This window comes from Pseudoalteromonas sp. PAB 2.2 (assembly GCF_001938575.1).
GTDB classification, from domain to species: domain Bacteria; phylum Pseudomonadota; class Gammaproteobacteria; order Enterobacterales; family Alteromonadaceae; genus Pseudoalteromonas; species Pseudoalteromonas lipolytica.
The window spans coordinates 41,547-59,839 of the sequence record NZ_LYPI01000010.1 but is presented as its reverse complement, the minus strand read 5'-3'; the positions used below and the strand labels follow the sequence as shown (position 1 = coordinate 59,839).

The following is an 18,293-nucleotide window of genomic DNA, read 5'->3' as shown; positions in this document are numbered from 1 at the left end:
AAAAAAAGAGGCAAGTGCCTCTTTTTGAAATATGTTTTGTTATTGATACAGTAAATAGGGCTGTCGCTTACGTTTAAATGCCGCAAGCTCAGTTTGCCAACTCTGTTTTATTTGTTGCTCGGTTTGTCCCGCCTCAATCGCTAAACGAAGCTTATCTGTGCCCGCTAACTTATCCATAAACTCAGCACGTTCAAAAAATAACTGCTGTGAATCGGTTAGTTGTTGATAAGCAGCAATAAATAAACTTAAATCTAAGCCATGCATGTTTGAATCACGTAAATCTTGACCAAAAACCTCAACGTCTTTGAATTTAGGGTTCATTGATGCCCCTTTAATCGCACGTGGCGTAAAACTAAACTCGCCTAGTTTTACAGGTGAATAGCCGACGACTTGGAACGGAAAATCAGTTCCACGACCAATGGTTATGGGTGTCGCTTCAAAGAAACATAATGATGGATAAAGCTGAATAGATTGAGCATTTGGCAAATTAGGGCTTGGTTTTACTGGCAAGTCGTAAGTCATGGTGCGCTTATAATTCGCCACCGGTACCACTGATAGCTGAAGTTCAGCTGCGTTATTTATCCACCCTTCGCCTTTAATCATCTGTGCAAGCTCAGCAACCGTCATACCATGTAAAACGGGAATTTCATGCATACCCACGAACGAACGGAATTTGGGATCTAAAATTGGCCCATCGACATAAGCAATGTTCGGATTGGGTCTATCAAGAACAATAAACGCTTTACCGTTTTCAGCAGCCGCTTCCATCATATAATGCATTGAACTGATGTATGTATAAAAGCGCACTCCGACATCTTGGATATCAAAAATAATAACATCCAGATCAGCCAGTGCTTCTGGGGTCGGTTTTTTATTGCTGCCGTATATAGAAACAACATCGATACCCGTTTTGGCATCTACAGTACTTTTTACATGGGCACCCGCATCATGATCGCCTCGAAAACCATGTTCCGGGGCAAATATTTTACGCACCACAACGCCTTTCTCGAGTAAAAAGTCGACTAAATGTTGACCATTAATTTCTGACGTTTGATTGACAACTAAACCAACGCGCTTGCCTTTAAGTTCTGGCACATAGGCTTGATAGTTAACAGCCCCCACTTGTAATGGTTGTGCTTTTTCTGGCACATTAACTGGCGTTTCCTTACAACCAAGTAATGCTAAACAGCTCACAATTAAAATGGCTAAAAAACGCATTATTCCTCCACCGCTTTACGTAAAAACCCATTCGTTTGGCAAAGCAGCTGTTTTGCCTCATCTGCAGGCTTACCCGTTAATACAATCAAAATAGCTAATTTGGCACTTTGCTCGGCTTGCTTTAAAGCATCGACAGCTTGTTGCTGTGAGCAACTAGTTGCCTGCATCACTATACGAATAGCACGTGCATGGAGCTTTTCGTTACTTGCATTTACATCAACCATCAGGTTTTTATACACTTTACCGGTGCGGATCATACTGGCAGTGCTTAACATATTAAGTACAAGCTTTTGTGCCGTACCCGACTTCATTCGTGTTGAGCCTGTCACAGCTTCTGCCCCTACCACAGGGCAAATACCAATTTGCGGTAAACGCATCACCGCTGAATCAGGGTTACACGTAATGCCCACCGTGACACACCCTAACGACTTAGCATACTCAATTGCAGCACACACGTATGGAGTACGTCCACTGGCAGCGATACCCACAACGATATCTTTTCCTGTAAGGTTCGCATTTTTTAAATCTTCCACACCAAGTGTGGTGCTATCTTCGGCACCCTCAACAGCTTTTTTAAACGCGGTGTCACCGCCAGCAATAATGCCTAAAACCTGCTGTTCGCTCACACTGTAGGTCGGGGCACACTCAACAGCATCAAGAATACCTAAACGGCCGCTAGTGCCTGCGCCTATATAAATAAGTCTGCCACCTTGTTGAAATGCTTCAACAATATGATCTACTGCTAAGCTTATTTGCGGGATAACCAGCTTAACGGCTGCTGCAACCTTGTGATCTTCATTATTGATTTTTGTGAGGATCTCAGTGGTGCTGAGCAGATCGATATCCAAAGTGTCAGGGTTTTGTCCTTCAGAGACAATACCGTTTAATTCTTCAAGTAACTCACTTTGATGCTTAAAGACGTGCTCAGGGCTCATTACGTTGTCCTTTTTCAATAATGTCATGGTAATGCTTTACCGCTAGTATAGCGGCACCAGTTAATGAATCCCCTTTACAAGGAGATAATTCGTTTTGCAATGTAAGTGGCAATAAGTCTTGGCTCACCTTAGCAAGCCCCCCAATTAAAATTACGGGTAACGGCGATGTACCGCGACTTTTATTAATTAACTCAACCACTGACGTCGTGTGCTCAGTTAATACCTTATTGGCTACTTTACATTCGTTTTGTAAGCTAAACACAAGCGGACTAAAACGTGCATAATCCGCGGGTTTGGCTTGTTTAAGCCAATGACTAATTGCTTGACGAGTGCATCCTAGCTGCTCACTCAAGCGAATCGTTAATCGGCTTTTTGGTAAATCGTAACAATCTATATCGTTTAATAAATACTGTACAGCCATTAGACCAATACGCGCGCCGCCACCAAAGTCATCCACAGTAAAACCCCAACCACCGACTAATTTAGCTTGGTTGTTTGATTGTAAACGCGCACCGACAGCACCTGTACCAAGGGCAACAACAACACAAGGTTCCCCCAAATTTGCACCATAAAGCGATGTAATGGCATCACTCTCTATGCGAAGACTTGCAAACTCAATCTCGTAAATTAGCTTGAGCATTACTTTAACTTGCTCAGCTAATGTGGTTGATGCACCTCCGGCGAGGCCCATTACAGCAACGATATCACTGGCCTTTGCACCACTTTGTTCGCAAACGTCTCGAACAACCTTCACAATATTCTCAACTGCTAAATCAAGATCATTCGAAATAGACGCGGGCCCGCCTTGTGAGCGAAACGTCAATTGTGAGGATTGCTCTGTCAGTTCAGCTAAAACTTTAGTACCGCCACCATCAATGGCTAGAACATAACGCACTGTCATTTATGCAAATGCCTCATTACTTGCTTTGGGTTTGCCAACACAACACACTAATGTTGATAACAAGGTGCCAATACATAACTGCCAAGTAAAACCTAAATAAAAGCGCATCGACTCAGGCAATAACCAATCAATCATATAGGGTTGCATTAATAGCGTAACAACAAAACCAACAATTAATGCAGCGAGCACAGAACCTTCACTGCCGCGTTTTGTAAATAACGTTGTGAAATAAACACCCAATAAACCGCTGTACGAAAACACCATAACGCTTAAGGCAAACTTTAATAACGGCATATCACTGTATTGCTGCCAGAAATAGCAAAGTATTGCCATCAACGCCAACGCTAAACTAACTACTGCCATCCCCACTCTACCAGCTTTAACAAAGTGGTGGTCACTCACGTGTTTATTGGCCTTTTCTAGATACGGGCGATATAAATCTTGCACTATCACTGATGACATTGAGCTCAGTCCCGAATTTAATGTTGATATCGCCGCAGCGATTATGCCCACACTAACCAAGCCTTTAATTCCTGCTGGTACTTCATTTAATACGTAATACATAAAAATGGTAATTTTTTCGCCATTAAACTCTTGTACAACCGCCTCTCCAGCCTGATTATTCATAAGTGTTGGTTGCTGATAAACAATATAAAGCAGCATGCCAATGAAGATAAAAATAGCCATAACCGGTATTACCATCAACACCGATAGCAGTAATGCCTTACTGCCTTCTTTTGGACTCTTACAGGTTAATAAACGCTGTGTCATGTCTTGATCAAGGCCAAATGCTGCAATATTTAACAATACAAACCCGGTTAATACAGAGGCCATATTGAATACCCCTGATGGCGTAAAGTCTAAATCAAACTTAAACAAAGCAAGTTTCGAGTCAGCACCAGGAGCGGGTTCATTTAAGGTGGCTATAATGGTCGAGAAATCGGCAGGAATAATATTCAGCAAACACCAAATAACCGCGATCGCTGCACTAACATAAACAACACTCTGTAAAACATCAGAATAGATAACGCTGCGGATCCCGCCTAAAAAGGTATAAAGTAACCCCGCCAGCGCCAGTACTAAGGTCGCTATCACCACACTGTCGGCATGTATATTGCCATATAAAATCATAGCCACCGCGATGGCTGCCATATAAAGACGCGCACCACTGGCAAACACACGACCAAATAAATACATTAAACCGCTACGGCGTTTAGCTTTTGGGCCTATACGCTTTTCTAACAGCTCATACACTGTGTACACTTTTTGTTGGTAAAACTTAGGAATTAAAAATGCCGACACCACAAATGCCGCAATAAACGCCCCTATATTTGTTGCGATATAAGAAAAATCACCTTGATAACCTTGATCAGGGCCACCAATAAAGGTTGCCGCAGATTGCGACGTCGCCAAAACAGAGATAGCCACCATCCAGGTCGGCATGCTATTTCCACCCAAGAAAAAATCTTGGCTTGAGTTGGCACGTTTGCGATTAAACCACCAGCCACTGAGCAATAAAATTGCGCCATAACTTGCGAATACTAACCAATCGAGTAATGCGTAATTTGCACTCATTTATTATCCTAACTCAAACCTTAATGGAATATATTATTCCACCATTACGACAAAAATAAAATACTTTTATTTTATTATTTTTAATTTTCCAGTACCGGCAATTGCCACTGACTTTGTTTTTGCTGATATTGCTGCTTAGTTAAACTCACCAATAATGGTTTTTTACGCTCATCAAGCCAAGCTAATAAGGTATCCATATCGGTTTCGGTCATCGCTGTACATCCTGCTGTTGGTTTACTGGGCGCACGCCATAAATGCATAAAAATACAACTGCCCGCCCCATCGACATTGTAAGGATTGTGCTTTACCACGATCCCCTTTTTATATAAGTCGTCTTGGCTGTAAATATCACGGCGCATCCATTCAGATGAGTTTTTTACCGCAGCGTCTCCCACTTCTGACTTATCAACGAGTTGGTTGTAAAAAGGAGACCCTTTTACATCAATGCAGTAATCGTTAGCAGTCATAGCTTGATAGCTAAGATTCGTTTGTAATGTGTCTAAGTAACCAAATGCAGTACCTAGTTCAAAGATACCCGCTGGCGCTTTGCCATCCCCCTCTTGTTTTTGCAAACCAGCTTGTGCTGGATGTAAGCCAACACCCCAAGCAAGCCCAGTACGCCCAAGCACAACAGCGTGTTGATCACCTTGTTGTTGCCATTGTCGCCCTTTTTTTTCAAAGCGATAAAGCGTCGCATCAATTGCGTCACTGTCATTGGCTACAACCACAACTAATTGTTGATGTGTATTATCAATCACAGGCGTGTACTGCTGCGAGCTTGCACAGGCGGTTAAACTCATTGCTGCAACAAAACTAAAGATTTTTTTCATTCTGGCCACACTCCATTTGTTATCAGTTCAAGACCGTTGATTGATTCAATACCAAGACCTGGGGCATCCGAAAGCGTGATCTGCGGGCCATTAAATTCAACCCCACCTTGCACCGGATCATACTGGCCAAGGGCTGGACCGTCTAAATCAATTTTACTAATTTGTTGGGCTTTTGCTGATGCTAAATGTGCAGCACCCGCCACAGCAATACTGCCCTCAAGCATACAGCCAATCATACACTGCGCTTGATACTGCGCAGTGATATTGGCTATTTCAATCGCACGGCTCAACCCACCGGTTTTCATCAGCTTAATATTAATAATATCAACGGCGCCAAGCTCTAAAAGCTGAATAACCTGCTGAGGAGAAAAAGCACTCTCGTCGGCCATAATCGGTGTATTAACACGATCAGTAATGTATTTTAGTCCTTGGATGTCGTTACTTTTAACAGGCTGCTCTACAAGCTCAAGCACGACTCCGGCGTGTTCTAGTTGCTGAAGTGCCTGCACTGTTTGCTTAGCACTCCAGCCTTGATTAACATCAAGACGCAAGAGTGCTTTGCTTGCAAAGCCCGCATAAATTGCTTTAACACGCTCAATGTCTTGGTTCAGGTTATTGCCGATTTTAACTTTTAATACATCGAAACCTTGATCAACCGCGAGCTGGCAGTCGCTGAGCATCTTATCGATATTATCAACACTGATAGTGATATCAGTCTTGAGCTCTGACTGCCCGCCACCGAGTAATTTATACAATGGCGCTTTATAAAGCTTGCCCCATAAATCATAAACAGCAATTTCTAGCGCCGCTTTTGCGCTACTATTACCGACTACAGTCGTTTGTATAATATGGGTGAGCTGATTAATATTTTCTATTTCGAAGCCCAATAACTTCGGCGCAATAAACTGCTTAATAACGCTTATCATGCCTTGGTGAGTATCCCCTGTAATAACTGGGGTTGATGCTGCTGAACCATAACCAATCTGGCCGCAGTGAGTCTCGATGATCACCACTAAATCTTCTATAAAACTAACTTCTCTCAACGCCGTTTTGAATGGGGTCACTAATGGCACTTTGAGCTTTGCAAAACGAATTGCTTTAATTTTCATACAGGCCTCTAGCGAATACGTTTAATGTTGTACACACGGTCTAAATAGCTGGTTTCTTGCGAGAGTCTTAACGGCAATAATGGAGTAACCGATACCCCATTTAGAGCACTGCTGTAAAAACTACCATCGCCTTTGTTGTAGCCAAGCCCTTTCACGTCGTGAATTACGTACGGCTCACCTTGGTGTTCACCTAGATACATCATCACATGACCTGGAATATAAATTAAATCACCAATTGCCATATTCTTAACAACGGATAATTTAGACGCTTCATTGGCATTTTTATCAAAGCGGCTATTTTTACCGTACTCACTGCTCCCTTGCTGACCGGAGTTACGTGGCATGAGTAAACCAAAACTTTTATAAATTTCACCCACAAAACCAGTGCAATCTCGGCCATTGTAATCGTGCCCCCATCCGTACCGCTCACCTAAAAACTTAAAGCCTTGCTTAATCAGGTTTTGTTCGGTGTAGGCGAGGTAACCGATATTTACATCTGCGGTTTTACTGATCATTGCTGGCTTTATGGCTAATTGGCCATTTTCATCGCGCGTTGGTAATTGCACAATATGGCTGGCATAGGTATTTTGCCCATTCAGTAAGTAAGGAACTTGCTCGTTATCAACAAGGGGTAAACGCACCCCCATATCAAGCTGAACTTCTGAGCGTGCATCATCATTAGGCACATAAGCAGTGTGCACTTTAGCGCCAGTGATGACTAAAAAGTTTTCTTGGTCACGGTACGCTTTAATTTTATCAGCATCGGCAAAAGCAATATCCTCAGCGGGCGTCCACGCTAAATAGTTATAAGCACGCACTAAAAGCCACTTTTTATCCGCGCTTTGATGCAAGACAGCGACACTCTCTCCCGGAAACATGCCACTTTCTTGAAAGCGATCTAGGTCGTGATCTAAGCCACTGTTGAGCACCCGATCCCACGTTGGAAAGGTCCGTAATGACGTACGCTTCACCACCACACCAAAGCGAACTAAGTTAGTACTCGCGACCTTATTAATATTTAAATTTGCCTGATATTTAGCAAAATCTTTCGCTGTTAATTGACGTCCGTCAGTAAAAAAGCGCGGGCTTTTTGGCACTGAGCTGGCTTGATTAATTAAGCTAGTGAGTTTGGCTTTAGACAGCGATTTTTGAAATGACAGTGGATCAACAATGTACTTATTTTCTTTGATTAACTTATCGTTAAACGCCTGAATTTGCGCATTTGTCATGAGCATTTTTGCCGATGCACCTTGCTGCAACCAGTAGCTAGGTGAAAGCTGCGACTGAGTGACGGCTATCACATCTGATTGCCAAACCTCGGCATGCATAGGTGAACTAAAGGCGACACCTAAGCTAATTGATAAAGCGATAATTGAACGACGCATGTGTGTTCCTTAATACTTATTGAACGCGTGAATCTAATAATTTTGTAAAAGCTGCCTGCAAATTTTGCTGCATTAGCTTGCCTACTTTTGGCAAGTTGGCTTCCTCTGCACCAGGGATTGCTTGCTGAATACTCAAGGTAAACTCGCGACCGCCATTAATTTGCCCCAAGCATACATGTGCGAGCATAACCGTTTCGGTCGCAGAGCGAGTTTCACTTGGGCCCCAGCCGATTTTTTGCCACACTCGCCACTGCCCATTTGTCGCGGTATCAAGTACTTCTTTTGCCGAGCGTGTATCATTGGGTGCAATCGCTTTTGCAAGTGCATTAGTCACAAGATGACTGATGCCAATCATCATACCACCTCCGCCAGCCTGTTGTTCGCTATGACCTGTGCCATTAAGGAGTACATCTACATCGCTACTTTGCAAATACGGCATACGGGTACTGGGTTCACGGTCGTGACTAACAAGGCGTTTTAACCATTCAGCTTGTGCCAAGGTAGTCATTGCCTTATTACCCGTTAAACCGCAGTTATCACAACGGTAACTTAAATAACCAGGATCATCACGATTTGCTTTGTAATGGCTGATCTTTGCATCATGTTCTGGGTGTGCAGGGTCATGCCAATATTCATCAGATGGCATAAACTGCTCACCGCCATAGGCACCATTAAATAATAAACCAGGGGTTTTGAGCTTTAACCAGTCATTATAAAAGAAGCTTTGTAATGTATTGCGCCCAGCAACATTAATAAAATAACTCGCGATTGCATTTGAATTGCCATCCGCTTTTCCAAATGGCTCATAGCTATTTACGCTACTAATTAAATCAGCCAAGGGAGTATCACCAGCCAGTGCGTGCGCACCTAATTTAGGCTGCTCTTTTCTCACGGTAGCGACAGCACCTGTGAAGGCTTGAATCTTTGATGAGCTCCACGGCTCATAAAGCTCATTGTGCGTGCCATCACTTAAGTAACGGTAAGCAAGTGCCCCACCTCTTACCTGATAATCAATAACAAGCAATTTTCCTTGCTGTTGAGACGGAGAAAAATATTGCCAATCCGCGGCAATTCGAGACTGCCAATCAGGTTGCTGATAAGCCACTTGGTCAGCACTTTTATAGCCTTTTCCAGTCCCATTATTAGCGAGACTTAAACAACCGGTATTATTTAAATCACGTGGCATGATTGCAGGTGCCATCATCACTTCGGCAAAAAACTGCTCGTCAGTCATTGTGTCCACGGGGTTATTCGCGTGACAGCCAACTAACAGCAAAAGGCTACTACACAGCGTAAAATTGAGAGAGCGTAAACGCATGGTGTGCATAAAATAAAATTCCCACTTATTTTTATTTTTGGAATATTTTATTAAATTTAACACAAATTTCCCATGAAGCAAATTAACTCAGCTTTATTACGATTCATCTATTCTGCATCCAAAAAAATGACTTACGCGTATATACTTTTAATACCAAATAGAAAAGGGATTTATAAAATGAAAAAGTTATGCTTTATTGCGGGCTGTCTAAGCTGTTCTGGTGGCGCATTTGCTAATATTGAAAAAATTACCGTATATGGCCACCGCACTGGCTTAATCGGTGAATCAATCAGCGCCTCAAGTGGCATTATTGGCCAAGGTGAGATTGAAAATAGACCCATGCTCAGAAGCACAGAGCTACTTGAGTTAATCCCCGGTATGGCCGTTACTCAACACAGTGGTTCAGGTAAGGCAAATCAATACTTTATTCGTGGTTTTAACCTTGACCATGGTACAGACTTTTCAACCAATATTGATGGTATGCCAATCAATATGCGCAGCCATGGACATGGGCAAGGCTATACAGACTTGAACTTTATTATTCCCGAAACGATTGCCACAGTCAGTTATCAAAAAGGCAGTTACGATGCAAAGCAAGGTGACTTTTCAACTGCGGGCAGCGCCTACTTTCACCTGACAGATAACCCAAAGCATCAACAGTTAGATTTCACTATTGGTGAGGATAACTATTTACGCGCGGTTGCTTTAGGCAGCATTCCACTTGGTAATAGCAAACTTATTGGCGCCACAGAATGGCAAGGTTACGACGGGCCATGGCAAGACATTAAAGAAAGTGTAAATAAAAAGAACGCCCTCCTTCGTTTCGTTAATGAGTCTAAGCACGGTAACCTATCCATCAGTGCTATGGCATATGATAATACGTGGAATTCGGCTGACCAAATTCCGCAACGCGCCGTTGATCAAGGTATCATTTCATCGCTGGGCTCTTTGGACACCACATTAGGTGGCAGCTCTAGTCGCTATAGCTTATCGGCTAATTGGCAAAATGAACACCTCACAGCTAATGCCTATGTAATTGATTACAAACTGAACTTGTATTCTAATTTCTCGTATTTTCTTAATGATCCTGTTAATGGCGACCAATTTAATCAACGTGATAATCGTACGGTGTCTGGCGGGGCAATCAGTTATCAATTTTCGGATGTTTTAGGCTCTATTTTACTGAATCATGATGTAGGTGTTGAACTTCGTAACGATAACATTGATAACGTAGGACTGTATAACACACAGTCGAGAAATTACTTATCAACCGTACGTGAAGACCGTGTTGACGAAACAAGTTATGCTGCTTATTGGCAAACCCAACTTACTATGAGCCCTCAATTAGAGGCCACTGTAGGCGTACGCTATGACTATATTGATGCGAGCGTTAACAGCGATAATCACTTAAATTCAGGCGATGCAAATGACGATTTACTCGGTTTCAAAGCAAGCCTAACTTATTTATTCAACGAGAACGTAGCGGGTTATGCCAACTGGGGGCAATCGTTTCATTCTAACGATGCACGCGGCGCAACAATTCAACAAGACCCTTTAACCCTTGCAGCCACGGATACCGTTGATTTGCTGGTTAAAAGTAATGGTGCTGAGTTGGGCATGCGCTACTTTGATGAAAAGCACTTTAACTTTTCAGCGGCACTGTGGTGGCTTTCACTTGACTCAGAACTCCTCTTTGTTGGTGATGCAGGCAATACTGAAGCCAGTGATGCATCAACACGTTACGGATTAGAACTAAGCGCTTACTATTGGCTAGCCGAGACACTTAGCCTTGATGCTGAAGCATCGTTTACACATTCACGCCTAGACATAGATAGCCAGAACGACCGCATTGAAGGGGCTGTGCCAGTAGTTGCCAGTGCTGGGGTAAACTGGCACATAACAGAGCAATGGCAAACATCGTTGCGTCTTCGCCATATAGGTAAACGCATGCTCAATGATGATGGCAGTCAACGTTCAGAGCCTTTGACCGTCGTTAACGGTTTAGTTAGTTACCAACATACTCACTGGAAAGTCGGCTTAGAGCTACTTAATCTATTCGATAGCAGTGATCATGATATCGATTACTATTATGCATCACGCTTACCGACTGAGCCCGCAGAGGGAGTAGAAGATAATCACTACCACCCCATAGAGCCACGTACGCTTAGATTCAACGTCAGTTTACTCTTTTAGAGAACCTGCTCTGTGTACTTTTGCAAGTTAGTGATTAGGTCACGGTAAAGCGATACACTGTTATCTTTGATGCGGTCGAGGAAAAAGTCGTCAGTAATGCGAGTTATTTGCTGACGCTTGTTCTTATCACTTAACTTACTGCCAGCAATTCCTATTAGTTCAGAAATTTTTAACGCAGGTAGCGACTGGTTTAATCACTCAAAATGATTAAGTATTTTTGCACAATGGTATGATACCGCAGCTGCGGATTTCGGGCACAAAAAAACCGACTTTCGTCGGTTTATGTCACTTTCAGAGTGAAAGTGGCGGACGCGGGAGGATTCGAACCTCCGACCGCCTGGTTCGTAGCCAGGTACTCTATCCAGCTGAGCTACGCGTCCGCAATATTTCTGCTTATTTACGTCTTGCAATGACGGTGTCGTTTAAACACAAAAAAACCGACAATTTGTCGGTTTATGCTTTCTTACATTGCTGTATGAATGTATAGAAAGTGGTGGGCGCAGGAGGATTCGAACCTCCGACCGCCTGGTTCGTAGCCAGGTACTCTATCCAGCTGAGCTATGCGCCCACATTCTATTCTAGTTAGTTTAAGTCTCACTAAGACTTTTCAAAAGTGGTGGGCGCAGGAGGATTCGAACCTCCGACCGCCTGGTTCGTAGCCAGGTACTCTATCCAGCTGAGCTATGCGCCCACATTTTGATGTTAGTAAAGGATGGTGGGCGCAGGAGGATTCGAACCTCCGACCGCCTGGTTCGTAGCCAGGTACTCTATCCAGCTGAGCTATGCGCCCATTCTTTACTTTACAAGATAACCATTTAAAAAATGGTGGAGAAGGAGGGATTCGAACCCTCGATAGAGCTACAAACCCTATACTCCCTTAGCAGGGGAGCGCCTTCGGCCACTCGGCCACCTCTCCGTCTTGTGGGGCGTATAATAAAGATTTCAGAAAATATGTCAAACACTTTTCAAGGAAAATCGCACAGATGGTTATAGATTGTCCACTACGGGTAAAAACAACAAACTTTTGCTCAGCCTTTGACCGGTTTTGCTTTTTGTCTGAACGAATCGATGCCCGCTAATGGGATATGCTCATCGGTTATTTCTGCTAAATATTGATCCTGATAGCCTAGTTGTTGAAACTCGGCGATGCAGGCACGATAAAAAGCTTCACGTTGCTCATCGCTTTTACTGGTGTCTGTCTGCAACTGCACAGGCTTTTTTGTCATTATAATTAAGTCCACTAATACGTTGAACGACATTTGTACAATGTTCTCATACTCGTATTAAAAAAACACCACTGTAATTACGAACAAAAGGCGATGTTTAACATTTTTACTACAACAACAACGCAGACTTAATCAGTATTTCTTTTTTTATCAATTAATTACAAATCAGTAGTTACAGAACTCAACGTTTAAAATCAGAAATTTCCGATAATAAAAACGCCGCTAAAAAGCGGCGTTTATTAGAGTCTTAGTACTGATTAGTACTGATTAATCAGCTTGCGGACGCATATGAGGGAATAAAATGACGTCTTTAATCGTTGATGAGTCTGTAAATAACATCACCAAACGGTCAATACCAATGCCCTCGCCTGCTGTTGGCGGTAAGCCGTACTCTAATGCACGAATGTAGTCTTCGTCGTAGTGCATTGCTTCATCATCACCCGCGTCTTTCTCTTCAACTTGACGAGAGAAACGTTCTGCTTGGTCTTGTGCATCATTTAGCTCAGAGAAACCATTTGCAAGCTCACGACCCCCTACAAAGAACTCAAAACGGTCAGTAACAAATGGGTTTTCATCGTTACGACGAGCCAGTGGCGACACTTCCCAAGGGTATGCCGTAATAAATGTAGGTTGAATTAACTTATGCTCTGCAGTCTCTTCGAAGATTTCACACAAGAACTTACCTGGGCCCCATACACAGTTTTCAGGTACTTTAACGTGAACTTGCTTCGCATACGCTTTAAGCTCTTCAAAATGATTTTCTGGGTCATTAAATACAGCCGCATCAAAGTCAGGGTTGTACTTAAGGATAGCTTCGCTCATTGTTAAACGTGCGAAAGGCTTACCAAAGTCATACTCTACAGAGTCAACTACGTCGCCATGCTCGTTTTTCGTTGTGTTAACAACGATTGGTGAACCCAATACATCTGTTGCAACTGTACGTAGCATATCTTCAGTGATATTCATTAAGTCGATGTAATCAGCGTATGCTTGGTAGAACTCAATCATCGTGAATTCTGGATTATGACGCGTCGATAAACCTTCGTTACGGAAGTTACGGTTGATTTCGAATACACGCTCAAAGCCACCCACAACTAAACGTTTTAAGTAAAGCTCTGGCGCAATACGTAAATACATATCGATATCAAGTGCATTGTGATGCGTTACGAATGGGCGTGCAGACGCACCACCAGGGATAACCTGTAGCATAGGCGTTTCAACTTCCATGAAATCACGGTCTGCTAAGAAACGACGAATACCTTCTACCACTTTTGAACGAATACGGAATGTCTCACGCGTCGCTTCATTGGTGATTAAATCAACATAACGTTGACGGTATTTTGTTTCTTGGTCTGATAGACCATGAAATTTCTCTGGTAATGGACGCAGTGACTTAGTCAGTAGCTCATACTCAGTCATTTCGACGTATAAATCGCCTTTGCCTGATTTATTTAGCGCACCTTTAACACCGATGATGTCACCGATATCAAGTTGGCCGTATTTTGCTTTTAATTCTTTTTGTACGTCTTTTGATGCGTATGCTTGAATTTGACCTTTCATGTCTTGTAACGCAAGGAAAGGACCACGTTTAGCAAGGATACGACCTGCTACTGAAACTACATGTTGCTCAGCAACTAATTCTTCTTTCGATTTATCACCAAACTCAGCTTGCAAATCAGCCGTGTAATGTTCACGACGGAATTGGTTTGGATGACCGTTGGCTGGGCAATTTTCGCGAATAGCGTCTAATTTGCCGCGACGCTCAGCGATTAACTTATTTTCGTCTTGGATTTGATCAGTCATTTTTTAGCTCTTTTTTAGCTTGGTGGTTATAGGCCAGATTTAAGGCTGGCTTCAATAAATTTATCTAAATCGCCGTCAAGAACCGCTTGAGTATTGCGGTTTTCAACGCCCGTTCGTAAGTCTTTAATGCGCGAGTCATCAAGCACGTATGAACGAATTTGACTTCCCCAGCCAATGTCTGATTTTGCATCTTCTTGGCTTTGCTTCTCGGCATTTTGTTTTTGCAACTCAAGCTCAAACAATTTCGCTTTTAACTGCTTCATTGCTTGGTCTTTATTTTTATGCTGCGAACGCTCATTTTGGCACTGCACAACCGTATTGGTTGGTAAATGCGTAATACGTACTGCTGATTCGGTGGTATTTACGTGCTGACCACCCGCACCCGACGCGCGATATACGTCAATACGTAAGTCGGCGGGGTTAATATCAATTTCAATATTATCGTCAATTTCTGGGTACACGAAAGCAGACGCAAACGAGGTATGACGACGACCGCTTGAATCAAACGGGCTTTTACGCACTAAACGGTGCACACCCGTTTCAGTTCGTAACCAGCCATATGCATATTCGCCAACAAAGCGAACTGTCGCCCCTTTAATACCAGCCACATCACCGTCGGTTGCTTCAACAAGCTCAACTTTAAAGCCTTTCGCTTCACCCCAACGTAAATACATGCGCAGTAGCATATTACACCAGTCTTGCGCTTCAGTACCGCCAGAACCCGATTGTAAATCTAAGTACGCGTCGTTTTGGTCATGGGCACCTGAGAACATACGACGGAACTCAAGCTTTTCTAGTTGCGCATTTAAATCGGCTAATTCAGCCTCGGCTTCAGCAAAGGTTTCCTCATCTTCGGCTTCAACAGCAAGTTCAACTAAGCCTTCAACGTCTTCAGTACCGGCCACTAAGTTATCAATGGTCTCAACGATAGCTTCTAATGCCGACTTTTCACGGCCAAGGGCTTGAGCACGCTCAGGCTCATTCCACACTGCTGAATCTTCAAGTTCTGCGTTAACTTCTTCTAACCGCTCTTTTTTAAGAGGGTAGTCAAAGGTACCCCCGAAGCAGTTCAGTACGTTCGCGAATTTCCTTGATTTGATTAATCACAGGATTCACTTCAAACATGTACATTACTCCAAAATGGCTGATTTACCGCGCACAGCTCTCAAGATGAATTACGGTAAAATATCTACAAATATTAAAAACGCCCGATTTTAACAAAAAACCGAGCGTTTTATTAGCCTTTTATGTCGATTATAGCGATATTTTTATGTCGCTTTTTGTAGCTCTCGAATAATCAGTTGTAACGAGAATTTGCCACGGAATTCATTTATATCGAGTTGGTAGGCAGCTTTAACATAGCGTGCTTCGGTATCGGGCCAGGCACGCACATCGACACCAAATGCAATACCATCAACCAAACGTCCAGATTGATGCTTTAACACGAGTTTTAAGTGCTTTTCACCTACAATACGTTGTTGAATAACCTCGAATAGGTGCTCGAATACCGGCTCGGGAAATTGCTGTCCCCATGGCCCTGCATTTTTTAACAGGTTGGCAAACTCCATCGAAAAACACTCATTTGGCAACTCGCCGTCGGTCAACAAAATACTTTGTTTATGCTCATCGGTCAGTGTGTCGGTGACCATGCGCTCAAACACGGCTTTAAACTCGGGAAAACTCTGCTCATTAATGCTCAAGCCGGCTGCCATTGCATGCCCCCCAAACTTACTGATTAAGTGTGGGTGCAAGGTATTCACTCGTTCAAGTAAGTCACGCATATGCAGACCTTCAATTGAACGACATGAGCCTTTTATTTCACCGTTATCGCCCGCGGCAAAAATAATCGTTGGCCGGTGATATTTCTCTTTTAAACGCCCCGCTAATATACCAATTACCCCTTGATGCCAGTCGGCTTGATACAAGCAAATCGCATCGGGGATAGCGTCGGTTTTAAAGGCAAGGCGATCGAGCACGGCCTGCGCCTCAACCTGCATGCCCTGCTCTATTTCGCGGCGCTCATGATTAAGGCTGTCGAGTTCACTGGCAATACGGCGAGCTTGGTTTATGTCGTTTGATAACAAGCACGCGATGCCTAAGCTCATGTCATCTAAACGCCCTGCAGCGTTTAAGCGAGGAGCCAATGAAAAGCCAAAGTCACTGGCACTTAAACGTGCCGCATTTCGATTAGCCACTTCAATTAAAGCGCTTATTCCCGGACGAGTTTTACCACTGCGAATACGTGCTAATCCTTGGTGAACCAACGTACGATTATTAGCATCAAGCGCAACGACATCAGCCACCGTACCAAGGGCGACAATATCAAGTAACTCAGCAAGGTTTGGCATTGGACTATGCTCAAAGGCCCCTTGTTCGCGTAAGTGGCTGCGCAGCGCAATTAATAAATAAAATGCCACGCCTACACCGGCAATCGATTTAGATGGGAACTGACAATCATGGCGGTTAGGGTTCACGATAGCATCTGCATTAGGCAGCGTATCCCCTTGTAAATGATGATCTGTAACCAGTACCTTAATACCGGCGCGCTTCACAATCGCAATGCCATCAGTGCACGAAATACCATTATCCACTGTAATAACCAGCTCAGGCTTCATTTCAACAATTTGCGCCGCCAGTGCGGGGCTTAAGCCATAACCAAGGCTAAACCTATCAGGCACTAAATAGTCAAGGTTGTTAAACCCAAACATGGCCAAGCCTTGCATTAAAGTGGCCGTACTGGTTGCACCATCGGCGTCGAAGTCACCGACAATTAATACTCGCTGTTGTTCTGCGAGTGCCTGTTGCAGTAATAATACGGCTCTGTCTATGTCTTTAAATAATTTAAAGTCATGCAGGGTCGCTGCACTGTTATCTAATTCATTGGCATCTTTTACCTGGCGCGAGGCATAAATTTGCTTAATAACGGGATGTAAGTGTTGAGGAAGGTATGAGTCATCGACACGGGGACGAACTTGGATTATTTTTTCCATGTTGGAAGTATTACTTTAGTTAGCTTAAAGCGAATAAAAGGCCTACCTAGGGCAGGCCTATTTATAAAAAGATTATGAAGATGTTTTTGGTAAGGCATCAAGCGCTTGGCTAATTTGTGCTGCTGATTGATAACCTGGGATCATCGTTCCATCTTCTAAAATAATTGCAGGTGTACCCGACATACCAAAGCTTTGGCCTAATTGATAATGCTCAGCAATAGGGGCACTGCATCCTTCTACCTTGGCAACCTCTGCACCGGCTTTGGCTTCAGTTAGTGCTTCTGCTGGGTCTTTTGCACACCACACATTCATTAAGTCTTCGTAACCTTTACCGCGTAAACCGCCACGAGGGAAAGCTAGGTATTTTACGGTGATGCCCGCTTCTAAGAAATCGTCTAATTCGCGGTGTAATTTACGACAGTAACCGCATGTAATATCGGTGAATACAGTAATTGAATGTTTTTCATTTTTTGCTTTATAAACAATCATTGAATCTTCGTATTCAGCCACACCCGCCTTACGTACATCACTTAATGCGTGCTCAGTGAGATTGACGCGATTTTGAAGATCAATCAGCGTACCTTGCATTAAAAATTGACCGTCAGGGCTTGCGTAAAGTACCCCCTTGTCAGTAATTAGCTCTTTAAGGCCAGCAACAGGGCTTGGGTTTACTTTTTTAACCGTAACACCTAACTCAGCAAATTTAGCAATAATTGGCGCATCTGCAGCGTCGGTGGTCGACACACCATTTGCAAACACACTTAAACTCGTACCAAGCAGTGCCGTGGCTAAAACTAACTTTTTCATAAC

The 18,293-nt window shown here is 43.3% G+C and carries 14 protein-coding genes and 5 tRNA genes; 1 reads left to right on the top strand and 18 read right to left on the bottom strand.

Annotation, left to right across the window (positions count from 1 at the left end):
- Positions 1 to 39 precede the first annotated feature (39 nt).
- From BWD47_RS08765 to BWD47_RS08730, 8 genes are all read right to left on the bottom strand, one after another.
- A complete protein-coding gene (locus BWD47_RS08765; protein WP_075593828.1) occupies positions 40 to 1,218 on the bottom strand; it encodes an exo-beta-N-acetylmuramidase NamZ domain-containing protein in 1,179 nt (392 codons plus the stop codon).
- Entirely contained in the window at positions 1,218 to 2,153 is a 936-nt protein-coding gene (gene murQ / locus BWD47_RS08760; protein WP_075593827.1) for an N-acetylmuramic acid 6-phosphate etherase, read from the bottom strand. The genes BWD47_RS08765 and murQ overlap by 1 nt, the downstream gene beginning before the upstream one ends.
- Positions 2,143 to 3,054, bottom strand: coding sequence for a BadF/BadG/BcrA/BcrD ATPase family protein (locus BWD47_RS08755; protein ID WP_051501818.1), 912 nt, complete (start codon positions 3,052 to 3,054; stop codon positions 2,143 to 2,145). The genes murQ and BWD47_RS08755 overlap by 11 nt, the downstream gene beginning before the upstream one ends.
- A complete protein-coding gene (locus BWD47_RS08750) occupies positions 3,055 to 4,629 on the bottom strand; it encodes a sodium:solute symporter (protein WP_065978428.1) in 1,575 nt (524 codons plus the stop codon).
- An 80-nt stretch (positions 4,630 to 4,709) separates the two neighbouring features.
- Entirely contained in the window at positions 4,710 to 5,459 is a 750-nt protein-coding gene (locus BWD47_RS08745; protein WP_065978429.1) for a L,D-transpeptidase, read from the bottom strand.
- On the bottom strand, positions 5,456 to 6,568 hold the full coding sequence (locus BWD47_RS08740) for a mandelate racemase/muconate lactonizing enzyme family protein (protein WP_075593826.1): 1,113 nt from the start codon (positions 6,566 to 6,568) through the stop codon (positions 5,456 to 5,458). The genes BWD47_RS08745 and BWD47_RS08740 overlap by 4 nt, the downstream gene beginning before the upstream one ends.
- An 8-nt stretch (positions 6,569 to 6,576) precedes the next feature.
- Entirely contained in the window at positions 6,577 to 7,953 is a 1,377-nt protein-coding gene (locus BWD47_RS08735) for an SH3 domain-containing protein (RefSeq protein ID WP_075593825.1), read from the bottom strand.
- Between the two features lie 16 nt (positions 7,954 to 7,969).
- Positions 7,970 to 9,280: a hypothetical protein gene (locus BWD47_RS08730; RefSeq protein ID WP_075593824.1), complete on the bottom strand. Its 1,311-nt coding sequence runs from the start codon at positions 9,278 to 9,280 to the stop codon at positions 7,970 to 7,972.
- Positions 9,281 to 9,448: 168 nt separating this feature from the next.
- On the opposite strand from BWD47_RS08730, the gene BWD47_RS08725 reads away from it, so the two are divergent.
- Positions 9,449 to 11,464 carry a TonB-dependent receptor gene (locus tag BWD47_RS08725; RefSeq protein ID WP_065978433.1) on the top strand — a complete coding sequence of 672 codons (2,016 nt, stop codon included), beginning with the start codon at positions 9,449 to 9,451 and terminating at the stop codon, positions 11,462 to 11,464.
- Between the two features lie 303 nt (positions 11,465 to 11,767).
- Here the strand turns inward: BWD47_RS08725 and BWD47_RS08720 are convergent.
- From BWD47_RS08720 to dsbC, 10 genes are all read right to left on the bottom strand, one after another.
- A tRNA-Arg gene (locus BWD47_RS08720) sits at positions 11,768 to 11,844 on the bottom strand.
- A gap of 111 nt (positions 11,845 to 11,955) precedes the next feature.
- Positions 11,956 to 12,032 (bottom strand) — tRNA-Arg (locus BWD47_RS08715).
- 46 nt (positions 12,033 to 12,078) lie between these two features.
- Positions 12,079 to 12,155: transfer RNA gene (locus tag BWD47_RS08710), tRNA-Arg, on the bottom strand.
- A gap of 22 nt (positions 12,156 to 12,177) precedes the next feature.
- A tRNA-Arg gene (locus tag BWD47_RS08705) sits at positions 12,178 to 12,254 on the bottom strand.
- Positions 12,255 to 12,287: 33 nt separating this feature from the next.
- A tRNA-Ser gene (locus BWD47_RS08700) sits at positions 12,288 to 12,380 on the bottom strand.
- 112 nt (positions 12,381 to 12,492) lie between these two features.
- Positions 12,493 to 12,690, bottom strand: coding sequence for a hypothetical protein (locus BWD47_RS08695; RefSeq protein WP_036971722.1), 198 nt, complete (start codon positions 12,688 to 12,690; stop codon positions 12,493 to 12,495).
- Positions 12,691 to 12,957: 267 nt separating this feature from the next.
- Positions 12,958 to 14,493, bottom strand: coding sequence for a lysine--tRNA ligase (lysS, locus tag BWD47_RS08690; protein WP_036970557.1), 1,536 nt, complete (start codon positions 14,491 to 14,493; stop codon positions 12,958 to 12,960).
- 26 nt (positions 14,494 to 14,519) lie between these two features.
- Positions 14,520 to 15,618 (bottom strand): peptide chain release factor 2 gene (prfB, locus tag BWD47_RS08685; protein ID WP_118844059.1). Its coding sequence is split into 2 segments (ribosomal slippage): positions 14,520 to 15,542 and positions 15,544 to 15,618, totalling 1,098 coding nucleotides; the frame shifts between segments, so codons are not numbered across the junction.
- Positions 15,619 to 15,761: 143 nt separating this feature from the next.
- Positions 15,762 to 17,483 (bottom strand): single-stranded-DNA-specific exonuclease RecJ, encoded by a 1,722-nt coding sequence (recJ, locus tag BWD47_RS08680; RefSeq protein WP_075593823.1) that lies wholly within the window; start codon positions 17,481 to 17,483, stop codon positions 15,762 to 15,764.
- 72 nt (positions 17,484 to 17,555) lie between these two features.
- A complete protein-coding gene (gene dsbC / locus BWD47_RS08675; RefSeq protein ID WP_036970561.1) occupies positions 17,556 to 18,290 on the bottom strand; it encodes a bifunctional protein-disulfide isomerase/oxidoreductase DsbC in 735 nt (244 codons plus the stop codon).
- Positions 18,291 to 18,293: the final 3 nt, after the last annotated feature.

Excerpts from the sequence above, each read along its gene's own strand:
- BWD47_RS08725 (WP_065978433.1), top strand. The coding sequence starts at position 9,449 with ATGAAAAAGTTATGCTTTATTGCGGGCTGTCTAAGCTGTTCTGGTGGC.
- lysS (WP_036970557.1), bottom strand. The coding sequence starts at position 14,493 with ATGACTGATCAAATCCAAGACGAAAATAAGTTAATCGCTGAGCGTCGC.
- recJ (WP_075593823.1), bottom strand. The coding sequence starts at position 17,483 with ATGGAAAAAATAATCCAAGTTCGTCCCCGTGTCGATGACTCATACCTT.
- dsbC (WP_036970561.1), bottom strand. The coding sequence starts at position 18,290 with ATGAAAAAGTTAGTTTTAGCCACGGCACTGCTTGGTACGAGTTTAAGT.
- BWD47_RS08765 (WP_075593828.1), bottom strand. The coding sequence starts at position 1,218 with ATGCGTTTTTTAGCCATTTTAATTGTGAGCTGTTTAGCATTACTTGGT.
- BWD47_RS08745 (WP_065978429.1), bottom strand. The coding sequence starts at position 5,459 with ATGAAAAAAATCTTTAGTTTTGTTGCAGCAATGAGTTTAACCGCCTGT.
- BWD47_RS08750 (WP_065978428.1), bottom strand. The coding sequence starts at position 4,629 with ATGAGTGCAAATTACGCATTACTCGATTGGTTAGTATTCGCAAGTTAT.
- BWD47_RS08755 (WP_051501818.1), bottom strand. The coding sequence starts at position 3,054 with ATGACAGTGCGTTATGTTCTAGCCATTGATGGTGGCGGTACTAAAGTT.
- BWD47_RS08735 (WP_075593825.1), bottom strand. The coding sequence starts at position 7,953 with ATGCGTCGTTCAATTATCGCTTTATCAATTAGCTTAGGTGTCGCCTTT.
- murQ (WP_075593827.1), bottom strand. The coding sequence starts at position 2,153 with ATGAGCCCTGAGCACGTCTTTAAGCATCAAAGTGAGTTACTTGAAGAA.
- BWD47_RS08695 (WP_036971722.1), bottom strand. The coding sequence starts at position 12,690 with ATGACAAAAAAGCCTGTGCAGTTGCAGACAGACACCAGTAAAAGCGAT.
- BWD47_RS08730 (WP_075593824.1), bottom strand. The coding sequence starts at position 9,280 with ATGCACACCATGCGTTTACGCTCTCTCAATTTTACGCTGTGTAGTAGC.
- BWD47_RS08740 (WP_075593826.1), bottom strand. The coding sequence starts at position 6,568 with ATGAAAATTAAAGCAATTCGTTTTGCAAAGCTCAAAGTGCCATTAGTG.